Source organism: Aureimonas flava, assembly GCF_003583935.1.
Classification (GTDB): domain Bacteria; phylum Pseudomonadota; class Alphaproteobacteria; order Rhizobiales; family Rhizobiaceae; genus Aureimonas; species Aureimonas flava.
Genome location: NZ_QYRN01000004.1, coordinates 97,968 through 119,087 on the forward strand (window position 1 = coordinate 97,968; position 21,120 = coordinate 119,087).

General features: G+C 70.3%; 29 protein-coding genes. 14 read left to right on the forward strand and 15 right to left on the reverse strand.

Annotation, left to right across the window (positions count from 1 at the left end; all coding sequences use genetic code 11):
- Positions 1 to 72 precede the first annotated feature (72 nt).
- Together smpB and D3218_RS08145 are read left to right on the forward strand one after the other, a co-directional pair.
- Positions 73 to 552: an SsrA-binding protein SmpB gene (gene smpB / locus D3218_RS08140; protein WP_119539500.1), complete on the forward strand. Its 480-nt coding sequence runs from the start codon at positions 73 to 75 to the stop codon at positions 550 to 552.
- Positions 553 to 620: 68 nt separating this feature from the next.
- Positions 621 to 1,205 (forward strand): peroxiredoxin, encoded by a 585-nt coding sequence (locus tag D3218_RS08145; RefSeq protein ID WP_119539502.1) that lies wholly within the window; start codon positions 621 to 623, stop codon positions 1,203 to 1,205.
- Between the two features lie 117 nt (positions 1,206 to 1,322).
- Here the strand turns inward: D3218_RS08145 and D3218_RS08150 are convergent, their stop codons facing one another.
- The 4 genes from D3218_RS08150 to D3218_RS08165 are packed head-to-tail and all read right to left on the reverse strand — an operon-like array spanning position 1,323 to position 3,967.
- Positions 1,323 to 2,108, reverse strand: a complete 786-nt coding sequence (locus D3218_RS08150; RefSeq protein WP_119539504.1) for a VOC family protein — start codon at positions 2,106 to 2,108, stop codon at positions 1,323 to 1,325.
- Positions 2,109 to 2,110: 2 nt separating this feature from the next.
- A complete protein-coding gene (locus D3218_RS08155; protein WP_119539505.1) occupies positions 2,111 to 2,827 on the reverse strand; it encodes a DUF1428 domain-containing protein in 717 nt (238 codons plus the stop codon).
- A gap of 43 nt (positions 2,828 to 2,870) precedes the next feature.
- Positions 2,871 to 3,563, reverse strand: a complete 693-nt coding sequence (locus D3218_RS08160) for a glutathione S-transferase family protein (protein ID WP_210209657.1) — start codon at positions 3,561 to 3,563, stop codon at positions 2,871 to 2,873.
- Complete coding sequence (locus D3218_RS08165; RefSeq protein ID WP_119539507.1) at positions 3,560 to 3,967, reverse strand: VOC family protein; 408 nt, start codon at positions 3,965 to 3,967, stop codon at positions 3,560 to 3,562. The genes D3218_RS08160 and D3218_RS08165 overlap by 4 nt, the downstream gene beginning before the upstream one ends.
- Before the next feature lie 135 nt (positions 3,968 to 4,102).
- On the opposite strand from D3218_RS08165, the gene D3218_RS08170 reads away from it, so the two are divergent.
- On the forward strand, positions 4,103 to 4,507 hold the full coding sequence (locus tag D3218_RS08170; protein WP_245414974.1) for a MarR family winged helix-turn-helix transcriptional regulator: 405 nt from the start codon (positions 4,103 to 4,105) through the stop codon (positions 4,505 to 4,507).
- 27 nt (positions 4,508 to 4,534) lie between these two features.
- Here the strand turns inward: D3218_RS08170 and D3218_RS08175 are convergent, their stop codons facing one another.
- Genes D3218_RS08175 through D3218_RS08185 form a run of 3 tightly spaced genes read right to left on the reverse strand, consistent with a single transcriptional unit; the run spans position 4,535 to position 6,748 of the window.
- Positions 4,535 to 5,437 (reverse strand): DMT family transporter, encoded by a 903-nt coding sequence (locus tag D3218_RS08175; protein ID WP_119539509.1) that lies wholly within the window; start codon positions 5,435 to 5,437, stop codon positions 4,535 to 4,537.
- A gap of 43 nt (positions 5,438 to 5,480) precedes the next feature.
- On the reverse strand, positions 5,481 to 6,155 hold the full coding sequence (locus D3218_RS08180) for a uracil-DNA glycosylase (RefSeq protein ID WP_425359300.1): 675 nt from the start codon (positions 6,153 to 6,155) through the stop codon (positions 5,481 to 5,483).
- A complete protein-coding gene (locus tag D3218_RS08185) occupies positions 6,152 to 6,748 on the reverse strand; it encodes a LabA-like NYN domain-containing protein (protein ID WP_119539511.1) in 597 nt (198 codons plus the stop codon). Before D3218_RS08185 ends, D3218_RS08180 begins: the two co-directional genes overlap by 4 nt.
- A gap of 207 nt (positions 6,749 to 6,955) precedes the next feature.
- Here D3218_RS08185 and rpoZ point away from each other — a divergent pair, with 207 nt between their 5' ends.
- From rpoZ to recO, 9 genes are all read left to right on the forward strand, one after another.
- Entirely contained in the window at positions 6,956 to 7,369 is a 414-nt protein-coding gene (rpoZ, locus tag D3218_RS08190) for a DNA-directed RNA polymerase subunit omega (RefSeq protein ID WP_119539513.1), read from the forward strand.
- Positions 7,370 to 7,484: 115 nt separating this feature from the next.
- Positions 7,485 to 9,680, forward strand: coding sequence for a RelA/SpoT family protein (locus D3218_RS08195; protein ID WP_119539515.1), 2,196 nt, complete (start codon positions 7,485 to 7,487; stop codon positions 9,678 to 9,680).
- Between the two features lie 37 nt (positions 9,681 to 9,717).
- Positions 9,718 to 10,296, forward strand: coding sequence for an orotate phosphoribosyltransferase (gene pyrE / locus D3218_RS08200; protein ID WP_119539516.1), 579 nt, complete (start codon positions 9,718 to 9,720; stop codon positions 10,294 to 10,296).
- An 80-nt stretch (positions 10,297 to 10,376) separates the two neighbouring features.
- Positions 10,377 to 10,940: a DUF2062 domain-containing protein gene (locus D3218_RS08205; protein ID WP_119539517.1), complete on the forward strand. Its 564-nt coding sequence runs from the start codon at positions 10,377 to 10,379 to the stop codon at positions 10,938 to 10,940.
- Positions 10,937 to 11,341, forward strand: coding sequence for a holo-ACP synthase (gene acpS, locus D3218_RS08210; protein ID WP_119539518.1), 405 nt, complete (start codon positions 10,937 to 10,939; stop codon positions 11,339 to 11,341). Before D3218_RS08205 ends, acpS begins: the two co-directional genes overlap by 4 nt.
- An 89-nt stretch (positions 11,342 to 11,430) precedes the next feature.
- Complete coding sequence (gene lepB, locus D3218_RS08215; protein ID WP_119539519.1) at positions 11,431 to 12,165, forward strand: signal peptidase I; 735 nt, start codon at positions 11,431 to 11,433, stop codon at positions 12,163 to 12,165.
- Positions 12,153 to 12,866: a ribonuclease III gene (gene rnc, locus D3218_RS08220; protein ID WP_119539520.1), complete on the forward strand. Its 714-nt coding sequence runs from the start codon at positions 12,153 to 12,155 to the stop codon at positions 12,864 to 12,866. Before lepB ends, rnc begins: the two co-directional genes overlap by 13 nt.
- 76 nt (positions 12,867 to 12,942) lie before the next feature.
- The gene (gene era / locus D3218_RS08225; RefSeq protein WP_119539521.1) at positions 12,943 to 13,890 is read left to right on the forward strand and encodes a GTPase Era; all 948 of its coding nucleotides are present in this window, start codon (positions 12,943 to 12,945) and stop codon (positions 13,888 to 13,890) included.
- A gap of 71 nt (positions 13,891 to 13,961) precedes the next feature.
- Positions 13,962 to 14,690, forward strand: coding sequence for a DNA repair protein RecO (gene recO / locus D3218_RS08230; RefSeq protein WP_119539522.1), 729 nt, complete (start codon positions 13,962 to 13,964; stop codon positions 14,688 to 14,690).
- On the opposite strand, the gene D3218_RS08235 is transcribed toward recO, so the two are convergent.
- From D3218_RS08235 to D3218_RS08265, 7 genes are all read right to left on the reverse strand, one after another.
- Positions 14,662 to 15,183 carry a tyrosine phosphatase family protein gene (locus D3218_RS08235; protein WP_119539523.1) on the reverse strand — a complete coding sequence of 174 codons (522 nt, stop codon included), beginning with the start codon at positions 15,181 to 15,183 and terminating at the stop codon, positions 14,662 to 14,664. The genes recO and D3218_RS08235 overlap by 29 nt on opposite strands.
- Entirely contained in the window at positions 15,180 to 15,821 is a 642-nt protein-coding gene (locus D3218_RS08240) for an HD domain-containing protein (RefSeq protein ID WP_119539524.1), read from the reverse strand. Before D3218_RS08240 ends, D3218_RS08235 begins: the two co-directional genes overlap by 4 nt.
- Positions 15,818 to 16,657 (reverse strand): CAF17-like 4Fe-4S cluster assembly/insertion protein YgfZ, encoded by an 840-nt coding sequence (gene ygfZ, locus D3218_RS08245; RefSeq protein ID WP_119539525.1) that lies wholly within the window; start codon positions 16,655 to 16,657, stop codon positions 15,818 to 15,820. The genes D3218_RS08240 and ygfZ overlap by 4 nt, the downstream gene beginning before the upstream one ends.
- 104 nt (positions 16,658 to 16,761) lie before the next feature.
- A complete protein-coding gene (locus tag D3218_RS08250) occupies positions 16,762 to 17,568 on the reverse strand; it encodes a hypothetical protein (RefSeq protein ID WP_119539526.1) in 807 nt (268 codons plus the stop codon).
- A gap of 8 nt (positions 17,569 to 17,576) precedes the next feature.
- Entirely contained in the window at positions 17,577 to 17,837 is a 261-nt protein-coding gene (locus tag D3218_RS08255) for a hypothetical protein (RefSeq protein ID WP_119539527.1), read from the reverse strand.
- 93 nt (positions 17,838 to 17,930) lie between these two features.
- On the reverse strand, positions 17,931 to 18,374 hold the full coding sequence (locus D3218_RS08260) for a TIGR02301 family protein (RefSeq protein ID WP_119539528.1): 444 nt from the start codon (positions 18,372 to 18,374) through the stop codon (positions 17,931 to 17,933).
- 75 nt (positions 18,375 to 18,449) lie between these two features.
- Positions 18,450 to 18,869 carry an NUDIX hydrolase gene (locus D3218_RS08265; protein ID WP_168990458.1) on the reverse strand — a complete coding sequence of 140 codons (420 nt, stop codon included), beginning with the start codon at positions 18,867 to 18,869 and terminating at the stop codon, positions 18,450 to 18,452.
- Positions 18,870 to 18,944: 75 nt separating this feature from the next.
- Between D3218_RS08265 and D3218_RS08270 the strand changes: the two genes are divergently transcribed.
- Together D3218_RS08270 and D3218_RS08275 are read left to right on the forward strand one after the other, a co-directional pair.
- Positions 18,945 to 19,694, forward strand: a complete 750-nt coding sequence (locus D3218_RS08270) for an SOS response-associated peptidase (protein WP_119539883.1) — start codon at positions 18,945 to 18,947, stop codon at positions 19,692 to 19,694.
- Positions 19,691 to 20,728 (forward strand): M42 family metallopeptidase, encoded by a 1,038-nt coding sequence (locus D3218_RS08275; protein WP_119539529.1) that lies wholly within the window; start codon positions 19,691 to 19,693, stop codon positions 20,726 to 20,728. Before D3218_RS08270 ends, D3218_RS08275 begins: the two co-directional genes overlap by 4 nt.
- Before the next feature lie 78 nt (positions 20,729 to 20,806).
- Here the strand turns inward: D3218_RS08275 and D3218_RS08280 are convergent, their stop codons facing one another.
- Positions 20,807 to 20,989, reverse strand: a complete 183-nt coding sequence (locus D3218_RS08280; protein ID WP_119539530.1) for a hypothetical protein — start codon at positions 20,987 to 20,989, stop codon at positions 20,807 to 20,809.
- Positions 20,990 to 21,120 lie beyond the last annotated feature (131 nt).

Genomic DNA, 21,120 nt, shown 5'->3' on the forward strand with positions numbered 1-21,120 from the left:
GCGAGGCCCATCTAGGGGGACGCGCCGGCCCCGCCGCCGCCCCCCGTCCTCCTCTTCGAGCCGCTCCACCCCATGGCCAAACCCGCCAAGTCCAAGTCCAACATCGCCGCCGAGAACCGTAAGGCGCGCTTCAACTACGAGATCGTGGACACGCTCGAGGCCGGGCTCGTGCTGACGGGCACGGAGGTGAAGTCGCTGCGCCTCGGCAAGGCGATGATCGCCGAATCCTACGCCACGGAGGAGGACGGCGAGATCTGGCTGATCAACTCCTACGTGCCCGAATACCTCCAGGCAAACCGCTTCAATCACGAGCCGAAGCGCCGCCGGAAGCTCCTGGTCCACAAGACGCAGCGCAACCGGCTGGCCGGCGCGGTGCAGCGCGACGGCATGACGCTCGTGCCGCTCAAGATCTATTTCAACGATCAAGGGCGGGCGAAGCTGGAACTGGCCGTCGCGCGCGGCAAGAACGCGCCGGACAAGCGCGAGTCCATGAAGGAGCGCGACTGGAACCGTCAGAAGCAGCGGGTGATGAAGGAAGCCGGGCGCGACTGACGCCCAGGCCCTTGCGCTTCCTCCCGCAGGGTTTACGCTCCCCCGAAAACGATGGGGAGGGCCGTGCGATGACCGATCTTTCCACCCCGCCGGAGGGCCTCGAGCCGCCGGTCGACGACGGGGCGGCGTCGCACCTCGCCGGACGCCGGCTTCCGGCCGTCGCCTTGTCCTCCACCGCGGGCGGGCAGGTCGACCTCTCCCGTACCCGCGGGCTCGTCGTCGTCTACGCCTATCCGATGACGGGCCGACCCGGCGCGCCGCTGCCCGGCGGCTGGAACGAGATCCCCGGCGCGCGGGGTTGTACCCCGCAGGCCTGCTCCTTTCGCGACCACTGGCAGGAGTTGCGCGAGCTCGGCGTCTCGGCGGTGTTCGGCGTCTCGACGCAGACCACCGCCTATCAGCGCGAGGCGGCCGAGCGGCTGCGCCTGCCGTTTCCGCTCCTGTCCGACGCCGCCCTGGAACTCCAGGAGATGCTGGAGCTTCCGACCTTCGAGGCGGACGGCGACACGCTGCTCAAGCGCCTCACCATGATCGCGCAGGACGGCGAGATCGTCGCCGCCCTGTATCCGGTGTTTCCGCCCGACCGCAGCGCCGCCGACGTGGTGGACTGGCTCCGGCAGCGTCGATCCCCGGCCGGAGGGCGGCGGCACTGAGGCACCGGCGTCCGGGGCAGGGCGGCTCGCCTTTCGGCTGAGCGCCCCCTGGCGGATGCCGGGGGCCGGAGCCGCGCGCGGCCTGACGTCTTACCCTAAGCCCCGAACGCGCCTCGATCAGACGGCCAAGGCGGTGCGTGGACCGACGAGGCCGAAGCGCGCGCCGCGAGCGTCCTCGGCCACCAGCGAGAAGGCGCCGCCGGGGATCGGGTCCGGCCCCTGCACCGCGTGTCCGCCCGCCGCCTCGAGCCGCGTGGCGGCGGCGTCGATATCGTCCACGGCGAAGTAGACGTGCCAGCCGGGCCGGCCGTTCGGCATCTCGCCCATCACGGCGCCGATGCAGGCCGGGCCGACATGCAGGAAGCGATACTCGCCGAGATTTCCCATGGGCATTCCGCCCTCCGTCCGCATGCGCAGGACGCGCCCGTAGAAGGCGAGGGCGGCGTCCGGGTCGGGGGTCGACAGCTCGTTCCAGACCGCATGTCCCCCGGGAACGGCCTCGCCGCATCGGAAGGCCTGAGAGTCCGCCTCGCCGGCGCCGCGCATCAGATAGAGCATCTGGCCCTGCGGATCGGCCACGAAGGCGAAACGCCCGATCCCCGGAATGTCGGTCGGCGGGACATGGATCGAGGCGCCGGCCTCGGCCGCGTCCGCCGCCGCCCGATCGACGTCGTCGACGCCGAAATAGACCAGCCAGCGCGGCGGCATCGCCATTCCCTCCGGCCGGGCCATCACGCCCGCGACGCCGGTGCCGTTCGTCTCCGCCACGCGGTAGTCGCGCCCCAGCCCGCCGGGCGGCCGCCGGAAGCGCCAGCCGAGGACGTCTCCGTAGAACCGCTCCGCCGCGTCGGCGTCGTCGGTCACCAGTTCGTACCAGATCGGTGTGCCGTGTGGGTTGACCATGGTCATGCCTCCCGGCTGACGACCTGGAAGCCGCCATAGATCAGTCGCTTGCCGTCGAACGGCATCGGGTTGTCCTCCAGCGCCGTTTCCATCTCCGCCATGATACCCTTCTGCCCGGTGTCGCGCGCCGCCTTGTCCGGCCACTCGATCCAGGAGAAGCACACCGTCTCGTCGGGCTTCGCCTGAACGGCGCGCCGGAAGTCGGTCACCTTGCCCTCGGGCACGTCGACGCCCCAGCATTCCACATGGCGCGTCGCCCCGTGGCGCAGCACCACCTCGGCCGCGGCCCGGCAGTGTCGGACGAAGGCGTCGCGCCGGGCGGTGGGCACGGCGAGGACGAACCCGTCGACATAGCCGAAGGCGCCGCCCGGCCCCTCGTCGACCACGGGCTCGAACCCGCCGAAGATCATGCGCTTTCCGTCGAAGGCCATGTCGGACATGTCCATGCGCGGATCGGCCATCATCTTCGCCTCGCCCGCTTCCTTGGCCGCGCGGTCGAGCCAGTCGATCCATCCGAAGGCGACGAGTTCGCCGTCCCGACCGTCGACCGAGCGATGGATATCGGTGTGCGTTCCGTGCGGGACATCGTCGCCGACCGCATCGACGACGCTCGAGGCGCCGAACTCGCGGAAGATGGGCGCCAGCTCGCGCGCCTGCTCCACGAAGCGGTCCCGGTTCGATCCCTCGACGGGAATCACGCATCCCATGACGTAGGCCATCGGTCTCTCCCTTTGCGTTGGAAAGGCGCTCCGCGCGGAGCCCTCAGTCGGCGGCGGCGTATCTCGCCGCATTCTCGCGAAACGGCGCCATCTGTGCCTCCAGCGCGCGTGCGAAGGCGGGCCGCGACGTGTGGCGTCGGACATAGGCGCCGAGCGCCGGGAAGGGGGCGAGGTCGCCGTTCGCCTCGACGTTGCGCAGCACGAAGGCCATCAGCAGATCCGCCACGGTGAAGCGATCACCCACGAGGACGGGGCGCTCGCCGAGCGCGGCGGCCAGATGCGCCAGCTTCGCCCGCAGGAGGCCCGCCGCCTGCGCCTCGATCCGTTCGGCCGCCTCGCGATCGTCCGCGAAGTGACGCAGGAAGGCAAGACGGTCGATCGCCGGGCTCAGCGTGTCGAGCGCGGCGAACACCCAGGAGAAGCAGGCGTCCCGCTCCGCGGGCGCGCTGGGCAGCAAGTCGTCGCTTGCCTCGGCGATGCGCCAGACGCAGGCGCCGCTCTCGAACATCGATCGATCGGCGACGCCGAGCACCGGAACCTGGCCGAACGGCTGGCGGGCGAGGTTTTCCGCGCTTTCGCGTTTCGAATGGGGAATGAGCCGCGCCTCGTAGGCGAAGCCCGCCTCCTCCAGCGCCCAACGCAGGCGAAGGTCGCGGACGAAGCCCTGCGCGAGTTCCGGCACCCAGTCGTAGGCCGTGACCGTGACGGGGCCTTGCAGGAAGTCCTCGCGCTTCATCGGGCCGCCTCGGCGTGGCCGACCGGCCGCGGCATGTCGTTGATGTGCAGGATGTTGCCGTCGGGATCCTTGAACCAGACCATCTTGGCGTCGCCGGCCCAGTGGATTCCGTCACGATAGGTGACGCCGTCCATCTCGTAGTGCTCGAAGGCGACGCCTTTTGCGGCAAGGTCCGCGACGATCGCCTCGATCTCGCCGGCCGCATCGAACACGGCCGCGTTGGCGCGGTTGGTGCCGGCCTCGCGCGAGCGGTAGACGACGAGATGCGTCGGCCCCGTCGCATAGACGCAGACCTCGTCGCCTTGCTCGACGCAGGGCAACCCAAGGCTCGTGCCGTAGAAGGCCCGGGCGCGCTCCATGTCGGCCACGGCGACGATGGCGGATGACGTCTTGTCCGCGAGCATGGCGATCCTCCCTAGACGCCGGTTTCGATGACTTGACAATTAAGTTGATATCAACACAATGTGCCTGTGTCAAACGAGCCGCCTCCGTCCGCCGTCGGCGGCCCGCCTCCCGTTCCATTCTCCACGACGCTCCATGTGCGCGACCACTGCCTGTGCCTGCACACGCAGCGGGCCGCGCGGGCCATGTCCCGCCGCTTCGACGAGGCGTTCCGCCCGCTCGGACTGAAGAGCGGTCAGTTCTCGCTGCTGATCTCGCTCAATCGGCCGGAACCGCCGACGATCGGCTCCGTCGCGACCCTGTTGGCGATGGACCGTACGACGCTGACCGCCAACCTGAAGCCGCTGGAGCGCGAGGGCTGGCTGCGCGTGGTGACCGACGAGAAGGACAAGCGCATCCGACGTCTCCTGCTGACGGAGGAGGGCAGGGCGCTTCTCGCTCGCGCCGCCCCGATCTGGACCGCGACGCACGCGGCGATCGAGACGGGGCTCGCGGAAGGCAGGGCCGACCGGCTCCGCGAGGTGCTCGCCGCGCTGCTCTGACGAAGGCGCCGCGGCTTCCCGCCCCGCTCATTCGGTTCCGGACACAACGAAGATGCCGGCCGCCACGATGAGCGCGATGCCGAGGAGCGCCACGGCATCCAGCCGTTCCCCGAAGATCAGGAAGCCCCAGGCGGCCGCGAACACGAGATAGGCGTAGTCGAAGGTGCCGACGACGGCTGGCGGCGCGCGCTGATAGGCGGCCGCGACGCCGAGCGCGACCACGACCATGACGCAGCCAAGCGCGACCATCAGCCCCCAGTCCGCGCCGCGCATCGGCGTCCACCAGCCCAACAGGAAGGGGTTGGCGGTGCCGGGCGGCTGTGCGGCGGCGACGAGCCAGCCGAGAAGGCCTGCGGCCAGCAGGCAGGCGTGGAGCGACAGGGCGAGGACGATCGGGCTTTCCTGCGCGCACCGCGTGCGCGTCAGCACCGCCGCCCCGGCATAGAGCACCGCGCCGAGGATCGGCAGCAGCGCCCAGGGGGAGAAGTCCGTGCCGGCCGGGCGCAGGATCACCACGACGCCGAGGAAGCCGAGGACGATGCCGGCGAGGGTCCGGCGGGCGATGGCCTCGCGGCCCTGCCATGACGACAGGGCCGCGATGAACAGCGGCGTCGTGTAGAGCGCCGTGGCCGCGATCGACAGGTCCATGTGCGGAAGCGCGGCATAGTAGGCGATCCACATGCCGGTCAGGAGAAGCGAGCGCAGCACCACCGGCGGCCGGACGATGCGCACCATGCGCCCCGGCGCGGCGAAGGCCGCGAGCGCCGCGAGGATCGGGACGGCGAACAGCGACCTGACGACGTAGATCTGCCAGAGCGGAAAGTCGGCCGAGACGGCTTTGACGGCGGCGTCGGCGCCCGAAAGCAGGAGCACCGAAAGGAGGATCAGGGCGATCGCGGAGCCGACCCGCCCGACATGCGCTTCCGCCATCCCGTCCTCTCCCGCCCCGCGACGGCGCCCGCTTCGCCGCCGTCTATCCCAGATGCTCGCGCACCGCCCTGAACACGTCCTCGAACATCGCGGGCGTGAGGACGCCGGTGTTCGTGTTGTAGCGCGAGCAATGGTAGCTGGAGACGAGTTGCAGGCCGCCGATGTCGTGGCGTCCGCCATGGCTGAACGGCGCGTCCTTGAGCCGGACGCCGAGCGCGCGCAGCGTCGAATCGTGGGCGATGCGGCCGAGCGTGACCAGCGCGCGAAGTCGCGGCAGCGCCTCCAGCGTCGGGGTCAGGAACCGGCGGCACGTGTTGATCTCGGGGCCGGTCGGCTTGTTCTCGGGCGGCACGCAGCGCACCGCGTTGGTGATCGCCGCGCCGACGAGCTGGAGGCTGTCGTCCAGCCGGGCCTCGAACTCGCCGGTGGCGAAGCCGAACCGCTTCAGGGTGGCGTAGAGGAGGTCGCCCGCATAGTCGCCGGTGAAGGGCCGCCCCGTCCGGTTGGCGCCGCGCACTCCGGGCGCGAGGCCCACCACCAGAAGCTCGACCTCGTCCGCGCCGGCGCGCGGCAGGAACGTCTCCACCGGCGCGTTGTGCCAGCCGGGTTCGCGCGCCCGCCACTCCTCGCGAAAGGCGGCGAGGCGCGGGCACAGCGGGCAGTCCCGCGGCGGGGCGGCGCCGGGCAGGGCAGGGGAGTGCGCGGGCAGCAAGGTCAGGCGTCGTCCTCGTCCTGCGCGTCCGCCTCGGCCTCGGCGCGGCGGGCGAGACGGGCCTCGCGCTCGGCCTGGCTGCGGCCGATCTCGGGCTGGAGCGTGCGCAGGTCGATGAAGTGGTCCGCCTGCCGGCGCAGCTCGTCGGCGATCATCGGCGGCTGGGTCGCGAGCGTCGAGACCACCGAGACCTTGCGGCCCTTGCGCTGCAGCGCCTCCACCAGCGAACGGAAGTCGCCGTCGCCGGAGAACAGCACGAAATGATGCACGGTGTCGGCAAGGCTCATCGCGTCCACCGCGAGTTCGATGTCCATGTTGCCCTTGATCCGGCGCCGCCCGAGCTGGTCGGTGAACTCCTTGGCGGGCTTGGTCACGACGCGGTAGCCGTTGTAGTCGAGCCAGTCCACCAGCGGGCGGATGGACGAATACTCCTGATCCTCGATCAGCGCGGTGTAGTAGTAGGCGCGCAGGAGGTAGCCGCGCTTACCAAAGGCGGCGAGCAGCTTCTTGTAGTCGATGTCGAAGGCGAGGGATCGGGAGGCTGCGTAGAGATTGGCGCCGTCGATGAAGAGGGCGATCGTCTCGCGGGTGTCGAACATGGAAAACCTTCGGCGGCATGAGGCGGGCGAACGGTCGGTAGCCGCGCGCCGCCCCGCGAGCATAGGGCGCCGCACGCGCCAAGGCCAGCCGCGGCGCGAGGCGGGCGGTGGATCGCGGCCTCAAACGCGGCTGCCCCCTTGTGCTCCAGTTGTCAAGGGGTTACACGGGCGCTTCAGCTTACTGCGTCCGTTCCCAAGGAGACAGGCATGGCCCGCGTCACCGTAGAAGATTGCGTCGATAAGGTCGAGAACCGGTTCGAGCTCGTCCTGCTCGCCAGCCACCGGGCCCGGCAGATCGCGCAGGGGCAGCCGATCACGGTGGACCGCGACAACGACAAGAACCCCGTCGTGGCGCTGCGCGAGATCGCCGACGAGACCCTGTCGCCCGACGACCTGAAGGAAGACCTGATCCACTCGCTGCAGAAGCATGTCGAGGTGGACGAGCCCGAGCCGCAGGCCCCGGTCGCCGGCGCGATCACCGAGACCGCCGAGGAAGGCGTCGCCACCGCCGCCGCCCCGGCGGACGACGACGACAACGTCGCCTTCGACCGCATGTCGGAGGACGACCTCCTGGCCGGTATCGAGGGCCTCATCCCGCCGGAGAAGAACGACGATTTCTGATCGGCGGGGCGCCTGGGGCCTTTCGGTCCTACCGCATTGCAACCTATATTGAAGGGGCGCCCGGCCATCCGTCGGGCGCCCCTTTTCCTTGGGCGAGCGGAGCAGGCATTCCGGCATGATGCGGCAGTACGAACTCGTCGAGCGCGTGGCGGCCTACAAGCCGAACCTCGACGAGGGCCTTCTGAACCGCGCCTATGTCTACGCGATGCAGAAGCACGGCGCGCAGAAGCGCGTGAACGGCGATCCGTACTTCTCCCATCCGCTGGAGGTCGCCGCGATCCTCACCGGCCTGCATCTCGACGAGGCGACCATCGCCACGGCGCTGCTGCACGACACGATCGAGGACACCGACGCCACCCGCAAGGAGCTCGACCAGCTCTTCGGCCACAAGATCGGCATGCTGGTGGAGGGGCTGACCAAGATCCGCCGGCTCGACCTCGTGTCGCGCAAGACGGCGCAGGCCGAGAACCTGCGCAAGCTCCTGCTGGCCATCGCCGACGACATCCGCGTGCTTCTGGTGAAGCTGGCCGACCGGCTGCACAACATGCGCACGCTCCATCACATGAAGCCGGAGAAGCGCGCCCGCATCGCCGAGGAGACGATGGAGATCTATGCGCCGCTCGCCGGGCGCATGGGCATGCACGACATGCGCGAGGAGCTGGAGACGTTGTCGTTCCAGTATCTGAACGCCGAGGCCTACGCGACCGTGACGGCGCGGCTCGCCGAGCTGCGCGAGCGCCATGCCGACACCATCGCGCAGATCGAGGAGACGCTGACCGCGCGTCTCAAGGAGAAGGGGATCGTCGCCAGCGTCTCCGGCCGGCAGAAGAAGCCCTATTCGGTGTTCAGCAAGATGCAGCGCAAGGCGCTGTCGCTGGAGCAGCTCTCCGACATCTTCGGCTTCCGCGTGATCGTGGCCGACGAGGAGGACTGCTATCGCACGCTGGGCATCGTCCACCGGACGTGGCCCTTGGTGCCGGGTCGCTTCAAGGACTACATCTCCATCCCCAAGCAGAACGGCTACCGATCGATCCACACCACGATCGTCGGGCCCTCGCGCCAGCGCGTCGAACTCCAGATCCGCACGCGCGCGATGCACCACGTCAACGAATACGGCATCGCCGCACACGAGCTCTACAAGGACGGGCAGGTCTCCCTGTCCACCGAGTCCGAGGCCTATTCCTGGCTGCGGCGCACCATCGAGATGCTTGCGGAGGGCGACACGCCCGAGGATTTCCTCGAGAACACCAAGCTGGAGCTGTTCCAGGACCAGGTCTTCTGCTTCACGCCCAAGGGCCGCTTGATCGCCCTGCCGCGCGGCGCGACGCCCATCGACTTCGCCTATGCCGTCCACACCGATGTCGGCGACACCTGCGTCGGCTGCAAGATCGACGGGCGCGTGATGCCCGTGGTGACGGAGCTGACCAACGGCGACGAGGTGGAGATCGTCCGCTCCAAGGCGGCGACGCCCCCGCCGGCCTGGGAGAGCGTCGCGGTCACCGGCAAGGCGCGCTCGGCCATCCGCCGCGCGGCGCGCAACGCCATCCGCAAGCAGTATTGCGGGCTCGGCCAGCAGATCCTCGAGCGCACCTTCCACCGCGCCGGCAAGACCTTCACGCGCGACGGTCTGAAGCCCTATCTCGGCAAGGTCGGCCATCGCGAGCTCGAGGACGCGCTGGCCGCCGTGGGGCGGGGGGAGCTGTCCTCGGCCGACGTGTTCCGCGCCGTTCATCCCGACTTCCAGGACAGCCGCGCCGCCAAGAGCGTCCTGCACGCCCAGAAGGACGGCTGGTTCAACATCCGCTCGGCCATCGGCCTCGTGTTCCGCGTGCCCGAGGAGATGGACGGCGACGCGAGCCTCGTGCAGCTTCCGATCCGGGGCGCGGTGGGCGACCTGCCGGTGCGCTTCGGGCCCGACGGGGCGGTGCCGGGCGACCGGATCGTCGGCATCTTCGAGGCGGGGCAGGGGATCACCATCTACCCGATCCAGTCGCCGGCGCTCACCGATTTCGACGATTCGCCCAACCGTTGGATCGACGTGCGCTGGGACCTCGACGCCGAGACCACGGCACGCTTTCCCGCCAAGATCCGCGTGTCGGCGCTGAACGAGCCGGGCACGCTCGCCGAGATCGCCGAGACGATCGCGCTCAACGACGCCAATATCCACAACCTTTCCATGGCCTCCACGGCGCCGGACGTCACCACGATGGCGGTGGATCTGGAGGTCTGGGATCTCCAGCATCTCACCCGCACGCTCAATCAGTTGCGGGCCAAGTCTTGCGTCACGGACGCCATTCGTGTGAACGGCTGATCTCCGAAGGCATCCCTCAGGGCAGGAAGCGTCGGACATGCAGACCGAAGACGTCATCGAGATCTTTCGCAAGGCCGGCGCCTATCTCGAGGGACACTTCATCCTCACCTCCGGCCGCCGCAGCCCGGTGTTCCTGCAGAAGGCCCGCGTCTTCATGCATCCCGCCTACACGGAAGTGCTGTGCCGGGCCCTCGCCGAGAAGCTGCGTGCCACCATCGACGGGCCGATCGACTACATCGTCGGCCCGGCCGTCGGCGGGTTGATCCCGTCCTACGAGACCTCGCGCCACCTCGGCGCGCCGGCGATCTACGTCGAGCGCGAGAACGGCGTCTTCCGCCTGCGCCGCTTCGAGATCCCGCGCGGCGCGCGCGTCGTGATCGTGGAGGACATCGTCACCACGGGCCTCTCCATCCGCGAGACGATCGAGTGCCTGCGCGCGCTCGGCGCCGACGTGCTGGCGGCCGGCTGCGTGGTGGACCGGTCGGCCGGCAAGGTCGACGTGGGCGTGCCCCTCGTCTCGCTGGCCGCCTACGAGGTGCCGAGCTACGCGCCGGACGAACTGCCGCCCGAGCTTGCCGCAATTGCGCCCATCAAGCCGGGTAGCCGCTCGCTCTAGCTTCGTCTCGGCAGGACGGGGCATGGGGCGGCCGTCGCGTCGCTCGCCCCGGGTCAGCCGCATCCAGGAACCCGACGTCCATGCTGTTCAGGCGCCGCCAGCCCGAGACCCTTTCGCAGAGGCTGCGCGCGGCCCTCTGGCCGCGCCGTTCCTGGCGCCGCTCGCTGACCTACATGAAGAAGCGGGTCCTGCGCCTGCGCGCCACGCCGCACGCGATCGCGGCCGGCGTGGCGGCCGGCGTGTTCGCGACCTGCACCCCGCTTCTCGGCTTCCACTTCGTAATGGCCTTCGTGATCGCCTACCTGATCCGGGGCAGCCTGCCGGCGGCGGCGCTCGGCTGCCTGATCGGCAACCCGCTGACCTATCCGCTGATCTGGGGCGCGACCTTCGAGATCGGTCGCTTCCTGCTGGCCGCCGAGATCCCCGACGGGCGGGCGCCCGAGAGCCTGGGGGCCGCGCTGTCGCACGGCGACCTCGCCGCGATCTGGGCCCCCTATCTCAAGCCCATGCTGATCGGCTCGATCCCGCTCGGCCTCGCGTTCGCCCTGGTTTCCTATGCCCTGGTGCTGGTGGGCGTGCGCAGCTTCCAGGCGGCGCGTGGGCATAAGACGGCGGCCGCCCCGGCCGCGGAGCCGGTGCCGTGATCGTCGGCATCGGCAGCGACCTCATCGACATCCGGCGCATCGAGAAGACGCTGGAGCGGCATGGCGATCGGTTCCTGGATCGCGTCTACACGCCGGTGGAGCGGGCGAAATCCGACCGCCGTGCCCAGCGCGCCGCCTCCTACGCCAAGCGTTTCGCCGCCAAGGAGGCGTGCGCCAAGGCGCTGGGCACCGGCCTGTCGCGCGGCGTGTTCTGGCGCGACATGGGCGTCGTCAACCTGCCCGGCGGCAAGCCGACCCTGGCGCTCACCGGCGGGGCGGCCGAGCGGCTGCGTGCCCTGATGCCCGAGGGGCATCGGGCGGCGATCCACCTCACCATCACCGACGACTTTCCGCTCGCCCAGGCCTTCGTCGTCATCGAGGCGCTGCCCGGCGAAGCCTGAGGCCGCGTGGCCGTTGCCCAAACCGTTGCAAGACATTACTAGAGCCGGGTGCGGCGGGACGCGCCCACGGCAATCGGGAAAGAATGCGCATGGTCGATCGTGCCGTCAGCAAGGACAAGGGTGGATTCTGGGAGACGGTCAAGGTCGTCGTCCAGGCGCTGCTGCTTGCGCTGGTCATCCGCACCTTCCTGTTCCAGCCGTTCTCCATCCCGTCGGGCTCGATGATGCCGACGCTGCTGATCGGAGACTATCTCTTCGTCTCGAAGTGGTCCTACGGCTTCTCCAAGTATTCCTTCCCGCTGTCGCCCGACCTGTTCGACGGCCGGATCCTCGGCTCGAGCCCCGAGCGCGGCGACATCATCGTGTTCCGCAAGCCGAACGAGGTGCAGACCGACTACATCAAGCGCCTGATCGGCCTGCCGGGCGACCGCGTCCAGATGCGCGACGGCGTGCTCTTCATCAACGGCCAGGCCGTGCCCAAGGTGCCGGACGGCTTCTTCACCACCGAAGCCGGCGCACAGATCCCGCAATACCGCGAGACCCTGCCCAACGGCGTGACCTACGACACGCTGGATGCCGAGCCAGATTCGGTGGGCGACAACACGCGCGAGTTCGTGGTGCCGGCCGACCACTACTTCATGATGGGCGACAACCGCGACAACTCGCTCGATAGCCGTTTCGACGTCGGCTACGTCCCGTTCGAGAACCTCGTTGGCAAGGCGCAGGTGATCTTCTTCTCCATGGAGAACGACGCCTCGCCGCTGGAGGTCTGGGAATGGCCGTCCAGCCTGCGGCCCAGCCGCATTCTGACATGGCTCGGGTAAAGGGCGGCGCCGAGGCCCTGATCCGGCTCGAGGGGCGGCTCGGCGTCCGCTTCTCCGACCGGGCGCGCCTGGAGCGCGCGCTCACCCATTCCAGCCTCAAGCGGTCGGCGACGGACGCGAGTTACGAGCGGCTGGAGTTTCTCGGCGACCGAGTGCTCGGCCTGGTGATCGCGCAGCGGCTGTTCGAGACCCATCCGAAGTCCGACGAGGGCGACCTGTCGCTGCGCCTCAACTCCGCGGTCAGCGCCCAGACCTGCGCCCTGGTCGCCGACGAGATCGGCCTCGCCGAGTTCATCCGCCACGGATCGGACCTCAAGCGCGCGGCGGCGGGCAAGAACCGCTCGATCCGGGCCGACGTGGTGGAGGCGCTGATCGCCGCGATCTACCTGGAGCACGGGCTGGAGGCGGCTCGCGCCTTCGTGCTGGAGCGTTGGGCGCCCCATCTCGAAGGTCCGCAGGTGGCGCGCCGCGACCCCAAGACCGAACTCCAGGAATGGGCGCACCGGCGCGCCGGCGCGCCGCCCGCCTACGAGCTCCTCGACCGCTCGGGGCCCGACCACGAGCCCGTCTTCACCGTGCGCGCCACGATTCCCGACGTCGCGCCCGCCGAAGGGCGGGGGCCGTCCAAGCGCGTGGCGGAACAGCGCGCCGCCGAGGTCATTCTCCTGCGCGAGGGCGTGTGGGAGCCCGAGACGGCATGATACCGTCCCCGCCGCGCGGCGGGCGACCCCCTTTCCACGGCGCGCCGGACGTGCGCCCAGACCAGCGAGACACGCCTTGACCGACAGCGACACGACGACCGAGCCCGCGACGCCGACGCCCGAGCCCGAGGGGGCCACGCGGTCCGGCTTCATCGCGCTGCTCGGCGCGCCCAACGCGGGCAAGTCGACGCTCGTCAACCAGCTCGTCGGCACCAAGGTCTCGATCGTCACCCACAAGGTGCAGACCACGCGCGCCCTGGTGCGCGGCATCGCCACGCGCGCGCGCGCGCAGATCGTGTTCGTGGACACGCCCGGCGTCTTCAACCCGAAGCGCCGGCTCGACCGGGCGATGGTGCGCACCGCCTGGGGCGGCGCCAAGGATGCCGACATCGTGCTGCCGATCGTCGACGCCGACCGTGGCCTCAACGAGGAGGTGCAGGCGATCCTCGACCGGCTGGCCGAGGTGAAGCAGCCGAAGGTCCTGCTTCTCAACAAGGTGGACCGCATCAAGCGCGACCGTCTCCTCGGCCTGACGCAGGAGATCACCGCCAAGGCCGAGTTCGAGCGCGTCTTCATGATCTCGGCGCTCACCGGTTCGGGCTGCGACGACCTGATGGACTTCCTCGCGGCTCGCCTGCCGGAAGGGCCCTGGTACTACCCGGAGGACCAGATCTCCGATCTGCCGCTGCGCCAGCTCGCCGCCGAGATCACACGCGAGAAGCTCTATCTGCGCCTTCACCAGGAGCTGCCCTACGCCTCCACCGTCGAGACCGAGCTGTGGGAGCAGCGGCCGGACGGTTCGGTGCGCATCGAGCAGACGATTTATGTCGAGCGCGATTCCCAGAAGGCCATCGTGCTCGGCCACAAGGGCGAGACCGTGAAGGCGATCGGCTCCGCCGCCCGCAAGGAGATCGCCGAGGCGGCCGAGCAGAAGGTGCACCTCTTCCTGTTCGTGAAGGTGCGCGAGAACTGGGGCGACGACCCGGAACGCTATCGCGAGATGGGTCTCGACTTCCACAGCTGACGGGCTGCGGGTGACGGCCCGCGCGCCTATATGGAGACTAGTCGAAACCGCAACGGGTCCACTTCCCCTCCATGGAATGGCGTGAAGAAGGCATCGTCCTCGGCGTGCGCCGGCAGGGGGAGACCAGCGTCGTCGCCGAGGTGATGACGCGGGGCCGGGGGCGCCATCTCGGCCTCGTGCGCGGCGGCCGCTCGCGCCGCCTCCAGCCCGTGCTCCAGCCCGGCAACACGGTGGACGCCACCTGGCGGGCGAGGCTCGACGAGCATCTCGGCTTCATGAGCGTGGAGCCCGTGACGCTGCGCGCCGCCCGGCTGATGGAGAGCGCCGTCGGCCTCTACGGTATCCAGCTGCTCGCCGCCCACCTGCGCCTGCTGCCCGAGCGCGACGCCCATCCGCGCCTGTTCGACACGTTGGCGCTGATCGTGGAGCACCTGGACGATCCCGTGGCCGCCGGCGTGCTGATCCTGCGTTTCGAGATCGCGCTTCTGGAGGAGCTCGGGTTCGGTCTGGATCTCGAGAGCTGCGCGGCGACGGGCGGGCGCGACGACCTCGTCTACGTGTCGCCCCGATCCGGCCGCGCCGTCAGCCGCGAGGCGGGCGAGCCCTGGCGCGACAAGCTCTTGCCGCTGCCGTCCTTTCTTGTGGGCGGCGAGGCGGTGGGCGCGGCCGAGGTGGCCGAGGGGTTCCGGATGACCGGCTTCTTCCTCGCCCGGCACGTCTGGGAGCCTCGCGCGCTGCGGGAGCCGGATGCCCGCCGCGGCACGCTCGGCATCATCGCTCGAGGGTCAGCGGCAGGATGAAGGGCGTGCCGGAAAAGGCGTCCGCGCCCCGGCCGATATCGGCGATCGCGCGCACCATGCGCCCGCCGCGCCCGAGCTTGTCGTCGGCGAGGGCGACCAGCAGGGGGTTGGGCGTTGCGGAAGGGGCGCGGCGCCGCAGCTCCCGCGCCAGGGCCGCCTCGTCGAGTTCGGGGTTGATCGCGATCGCCAGGATGTAGGCGGCGGCGGTGGAGCGGCTGATGCCGGCCCAGCAGTGCACCGCCAGGGGCTTCTCCCGGTTCCACAGGCGGCCGAACTCCAAAAGCCGGTCGAGATGGTGCGCGGCCGGATGCGTCAGCCCTTCGGCGGGTGCCGCGATGTCGTTCATGCCGAGGAACAGGTGCCGTTCGGGCGCGATGGAGGAGGGGCGCTCCACCACCGTGTCGGCGTTGATGAGCGTCACCACGTCGGCAGCGCCGTGGGAGGCCACCGTGGCGTGGAGATCGGCGAGCGAGGAGACGACGAGATAGCTCATGGGGACTTGGCCTTGGTTCCGCCGGCCAGCGCGTCGAGGAAGCGGAAGCGCTCGAGATAGCGGCGCCCGACCTCGGACGCCGGCAGGGGGGTGAACCGCTCGGGCGGAGGCAGGGTGCCGCTCGGCCGCCCGAACAGGGCCTGCGCCTCGGCGGGGGCGAACCCGGCGAGGAGCCTCGCCTCGAAATGGGCCGACACGCGGTCCGCCGCCTTGATCGCCCGCTTCACGCCGGGGGGAAGCTCCGCCGGCAGGCCGAAGCGCCGGTGCACCGCCGCCTGCAGCCGCGCCTCCACGCCCTTGTAGTCGCCGCCGAGAACGCTCTTGAAGGGCGAGATCATGTCGCCGATCACGTATTCGGGCGCGTCGTGCAGCAGCGCCGCGAGGCGCCAGCGCGGGTCGGCCTCGCGCGCGCCCACGATCTCTTCCACGATCAGCGAGTGCTGCGCGACCGAGAAGGCATGGTCGCCGACGGTCTGGCCGTTCCAGCGCGCGACGCGCGCGAGCCCGTGCGCGATATCCTCGATCTCGACGTCGAGCGGGGAAGGGTCGAGAAGGTCGAGCCGCCGGCCGGACAGCATGCGCTGCCAAACGCGTGGTGGCTTGGCGGGACGAACCGCCGGCGAGGGCGACGCGCTCATGCCTCGGCGCCCGCTCCCGCCTCCGGCAGCGCATAGCCGGCCCAGGACGGAACCTCCGCCTCCAGCCGCACGCCGTCGGCGGAAAGCGGCTCGCCGGCGGCCAGCGCGTCGGCCAGGCGGTCGATGCGCACCAGCCCGATGCCGAGGCTGCCGGCGGCCGACAGCACTGTACCGATCGCCCGGCCGCCGGCGTCGAGGTTGGCGCCCGGCGTCAGGTGCCCTTCGGCGCGCAGCACCATCACGCGCCGCCGCGTCGTGCCCCGGTGCTGCATGCGCGAGACGACCTCCTGGCCGACGAAGCAGCCCTTCCGGAACGACACGCCGCCGTTCTGGTCGAGAAGAACGTCGTGCGGGAAGACGTCGGAGCCGGGAAAGTCCCGCTCGGCCTCCGCGACGCCGAGCGACAGCCGCAGCGCTTCGAAAGCGGCGGGGTCGCCGTCGTCCATCGCGTCCTGCGCTCCGTAGAGCCGGAACACGCCGTCCGGGAAGCGACGGTCCGCCAGCGCCCCTTCCGGCGCCGACGTCTGTTCCCAGGCGGCCGCCACCAATTCGTCGGCGGGCGCGACGTCGACCTTGGCGCGCAGCTTGTAGAGGGTGAGGCGCTTGGCGAGGTCGCCGCGCGCGCCGGCGGCCACGTCGAGCCGAAGCCCGTCCGCGATCCGGCTGACCAGGAAGTCGAAGAGGATCTTGCCCTGCGGCGTCAGGAGGGCCGCCGGGCGCGCCTCGCCCGTGCCGAGCGCCGCGAGATCGGCCGTCACGAGATTCTGGAGGAAGGGTTCCGCCTCGGCGCCCGTCAGGTGGAGCGTCGCGCGGTCCTGGAGGCGGGCATGGGGCATGGGGCGTCGATCCGAAGCTGGTCCACCGCCGAACGCGGTCTCCTGCCCTATGTGCCGATCGCCGGGGCGAAGACAAGGCCCCGAGAAGGGTGGGTTTCGCCCGCTCAGTCGCCGTCCACGAAGAACTCGAAGCGGCCTTCCGGCGAGATGCCGACGCGATAGAAGTCGTAGGACCCGTTGGCCACCATGCGCTGGTAGTCGCCCGCCGTCACCAGCTCGAACAGCTGCACGAGCTGCGGCTTGGTCAGCGCGCCGAGGTCGACCTGGGTGAAGTAGGGCCAGACGTAGATCTCGTTCTCGCCGCCGGGATCGAGCCGCACATGGCCGGCTTCCAGCGTTTCCAGGAGGATCGCCATCAGCTCGACGCCGTCGCCATCGCCCGACGCCTCCTTCAGCGTCACCACCGGATCCTGCTCCGGCATCGTGGCGGAGACCACCGTGGGATCGGCGCCGGTCTGGAAGTAGGGGCGGAGCTTCTCGATGTCGCCCGTGCGCGCGACCTCCATCAGCTTGGCGCGCAGGTCGCGCACCGGCTGCGGCAGGCCCTCGTCGCCGTAGACGATCTCGATCGGCGGAAGATCGGCGTTGGACGGCTCCTGCGCGCCGTTCTCGCCCGCGTCGGTCGCGTCGTCGGGTGTCGCCGGGGCGGGGACGCCGGGCGCACCTGTTCCCGAGTCGGCGGGCTCCGGCGGCTGCGCCGCGTCGGCGGGTGCCGGCTGGCCGGGAACCGGCGGCAGGGGCACGGCGACGATGCCCTCGCGCACCGGCGGGGCGCTGCCGTCTTCGCCGGTGATCTGCGACAGGGCGAAGGCGGGCGCGGCGGCCATGCCGCACCAGGCGAGGACGGAGGCCGCGAGAAGCAGGCGGCGGAATTCGGCCTTATCGCCGTTCGGACGGGCGATCCCCGCCATGGCTGGCCTCACTGCAGCGAGCGGACGGCGCGGAACTCGCCGTACTCGACGCGGCGGCGCAGGGTGTCGAGCAGCTCCAGCACCTCGGCCTCGCCGTGACGGCGCACCAGCTCGGTCACGGCGGTCGCCATCGCGGTTTCCGCCAGGATCTCGGCCTCGATCCCGTCCGAGATGCCGTCCGCCCAGGCTTCGTTGTGATACTCGCTGGCGACTTGCTTCTTTTCGGCGACGATCATCTCGTCGAGGTCGGAACCGTGCAGATCGATCATGCCGGATACTCCTTCTTCCACTGTCCGAGGCAGCCGGAGGCCTCTGGGCGGGGAAGGCGGGTCGCGCTCGCAAACCACCCTCTATACAAATCGTTAACTCCCGTACCTTGCGCTGATCTCTCGCGAAAGGTCGGCGCCCTCCTTGGCGTATCTTTCCACCGCCACCGTCGCAGCAGGGGTACACTTGCGATAGGTGGACTCGAACGCCCGATACCCCTGGTTGAAATGCGCCACCAGCGTCCGGCGGTCCGCCTCGCCCGGCGCCTGCGCATCGAGGATGGCGTTCATCTTCTCGCGCCACACGTCGGCGTTCGGGTCGCCGCACAGGCCGCGCAGGAAATGCAGCGAGCCGAGCACGGTGGCGAGCCGCGACAGCGGCTTCATGTAGGGCGCGTTGGACGGCCGGGCCGCCGGCTCCTCCGCCGCAGGCTTCGGTTCCGGTTCCGCCTTCCTGGGCTGCGCGGACGCGACCCCGCCGAGCGCCAGGGCGATGCCCGCGACCCCCAGAATTCGAAGAAAATTGTCCGCAGCGGCCATGCGGCACGTTTGCAGCCCGAATGGGGTGAATGCAAGACGCGCGGGCGGGGCCGATCCGCCTTGCGCATGTTAAGGTTAGCGCGCGGCGGCCTCCTCCACGATCGCCGCGAGGCCGGGGGTCGTGCGCCCCTCGCGCTCCATCGCGCGCACGTCGCGGACAGGGAAGAAGCGTGCGTCCCGCGCGTCGTCCGCCGCCTCGACCTCCGGCCCGGTCCACTCCGCCAGCGTGCGGAACACGGCGATCACGGCATGCGCGTCGTGGGCGGGATCGATCGCTTCGTGCAGCCTCAGGAACTGGATCGCCTCGAGCCGGACGCCCGTCTCCTCGCGCATCTCCCGCCGCGCCGCGTCCTCCAGCCGCTCGCCGAACTCGACGCGCCCGCCGGGCAGGCTCCAGGCGTCCGCCCAGGGCGCGCGGCCCCGGCGCACGAGGCACACCTCGCCCGCCCGAAGCAGGCAGACGGATACGGCGAGAAGGGGGCGGCGCGTGTCCATGGGCGAGGGATAGAGCGCGTCCGTCCGCCGCGACAAGCCTTGCGGGGACAGGCCGTCGTCGCCATCCTTGCACGCATGTGCGGACGCTTTGCCCTGACGGCGACACCCGAGGCGGTCGCCGCCGCCTTCGACCTCGACACGCTGGACCCGTTTCCGCCGCGCTACAACGTCGCGCCGACGCAGCCGGTTCTGCATGTCGCCCTGTTCCCTCGGCGCGGCGCGCTGCGGCGCGAGGCGCGGCTGGCGCAATGGGGGCTCATTCCGGGCTGGGCCAAGGACCCGGCGCACCTTCCGCTCCTGTTCAACGCACGCGCCGAAACGGCGGCCGAGCGACAGTCCTTTCGAGGCGCGATGCGACACCGGCGCTGCCTCGTTCCGGCGACCGGCTTCTACGAATGGCGCCGGGCCGGCGGCGGGGCCCCCGAGCCCTTCTGGGTCCGCCCCGCCGACGGCGCGGTCGCCGGGTTCGCCGGGCTGCACGAGACCTTTCTCGCCTCGGACGGGAGTGAGATCGACACGGTGACGATCCTCACGGCCGCCGCGGGCCCGCGCCTCTCGGCCATCCATGCCCGCGCGCCCGTGGTCGTGGCGCCGGCGGACGTCGAGCGGTGGCTGGACGTCGACGGCCAGTCGCCGGCGGGAATCGCCGATCTCCTCCATGCCGGTCTCGCCGACGCATGGGAGGCGGTGCCCGTGTCCGGGCGCGTCAACGCGGTTGCCAACATGGGGCCGGAGGTTCAGGAACGCGTGTCGGAAGGCGCCGCGCCGAACGCCGATGCGCAGCTTTCCCTGTTTCGAGACCCACCCGACGGACGGACCCCATGAACATCGATCTTCTGAAGCGGCTGTGCGAGACACCCGGCGTTCCGGGGCACGAACACCGGGTGCGCGAGCTGATCGCCGCCGAGGCGGCCGAGCTGTTCGACACGGTCGAGACCGACGTGATGGGCTCGCTGGTCTGCACCCGCGAGGGGGCCGACGCGGACGCCGAGCGCGTCGTGATCGCGTGCCACATGGACGAGATCGGCTTCCTGGTCAGCCACGTCTCCGACAAGGGCTTCATCCACGTCTCGCCGGTCGGCGGCTTCGACCCGCGCAACCTGTTCTCGCGCCGGGTCCTGGTCTGCACGGACGAGGGCGACTATCGCGGGATCATGATGGCCGAGGGCAAGCCGATCCACATCTCGGCTCCCGAGGATCGCAAGAAGGTGCCCGAGCCGACCGACTTCTTCATCGACATCGGGCTCGGCGCGGCCGCGAAGGAGAAGGTGCGCGTCGGCGACTTCGTGGTGATGGACGAGCCGCTGGTGGAGATGGGCGATCGCATCGTCTCCAAGGCGATGGACAACCGCATCGCCTGCTGGCTCGGCCTCGAGCTGGTGCGCAAGCTCGTGGCGGACGGCCGGTCCCACACGTGCAAGCTGGTGGTCGCCTTCACGGTGCAGGAGGAGGTCGGCCTGCGCGGCGCGCGCACGGTGGCCTTCGAGCAGCGGCCCCATATCGGCATCGGCATCGACACGACATTGGCCTGCGACACGCCGGGCGTTCCCGAACGCGACAGGACGACGGAGCTCGGCGCCGGGTTCGGCCTCCACCTCAAGGACAGCTCGTTCATCGCGGACGGCGCGCTGGTGCGCGAGTTCGAGGCGCTGGCCCGAGCGAACGAGATCCCGTTCCAGCGCACGATCCTCGCCGGCGGCGGCATGGACGGCGCCGCGCTCCAGCAGGCTGCGGCCGGCGCGCGGGCGATCGGCATCGTTGTCGGCACGCGTTACATCCACACGGTCTGCGAGATGATCGACCGGCGCGACCTCCTGGCCGCGCGCGACGTCCTGGCGGCCTTCGTCGCGGCCCACTGAGCGGCGCCCGAAACGCGAGAGCCCGCCGAAGGGGCGGGCACTCACCGGGTTCTGCGGATGATGCGGCGCCAGCCGTCCTCAGTCGCGCGCGTTGGCGTTGGCCACGCTGCGCTGCGCCGTCGCCTTGCCGCTCTCGTCCTTGCGCCGGGCCGCCTTGGCCGCCAGCACGGCGGCGATGCCGATCTCGCGATAGTTGCTGACGAGCTTCGCGTCGCGTTCACGCTCGACGCGGGTACGGAAGTTGTATTGTTGCTGGGTCATTGCCGCATGCCTGTGGTGATGTGATGGGCGGAAGAAGAGCGTCCGATTGCGTCTTCTTAGCGGCGTGATTCCGAAAACTCGACGTATCTATACTTAACGAAAGGTTGCCGGGGTGACATGTGGCGTGATTG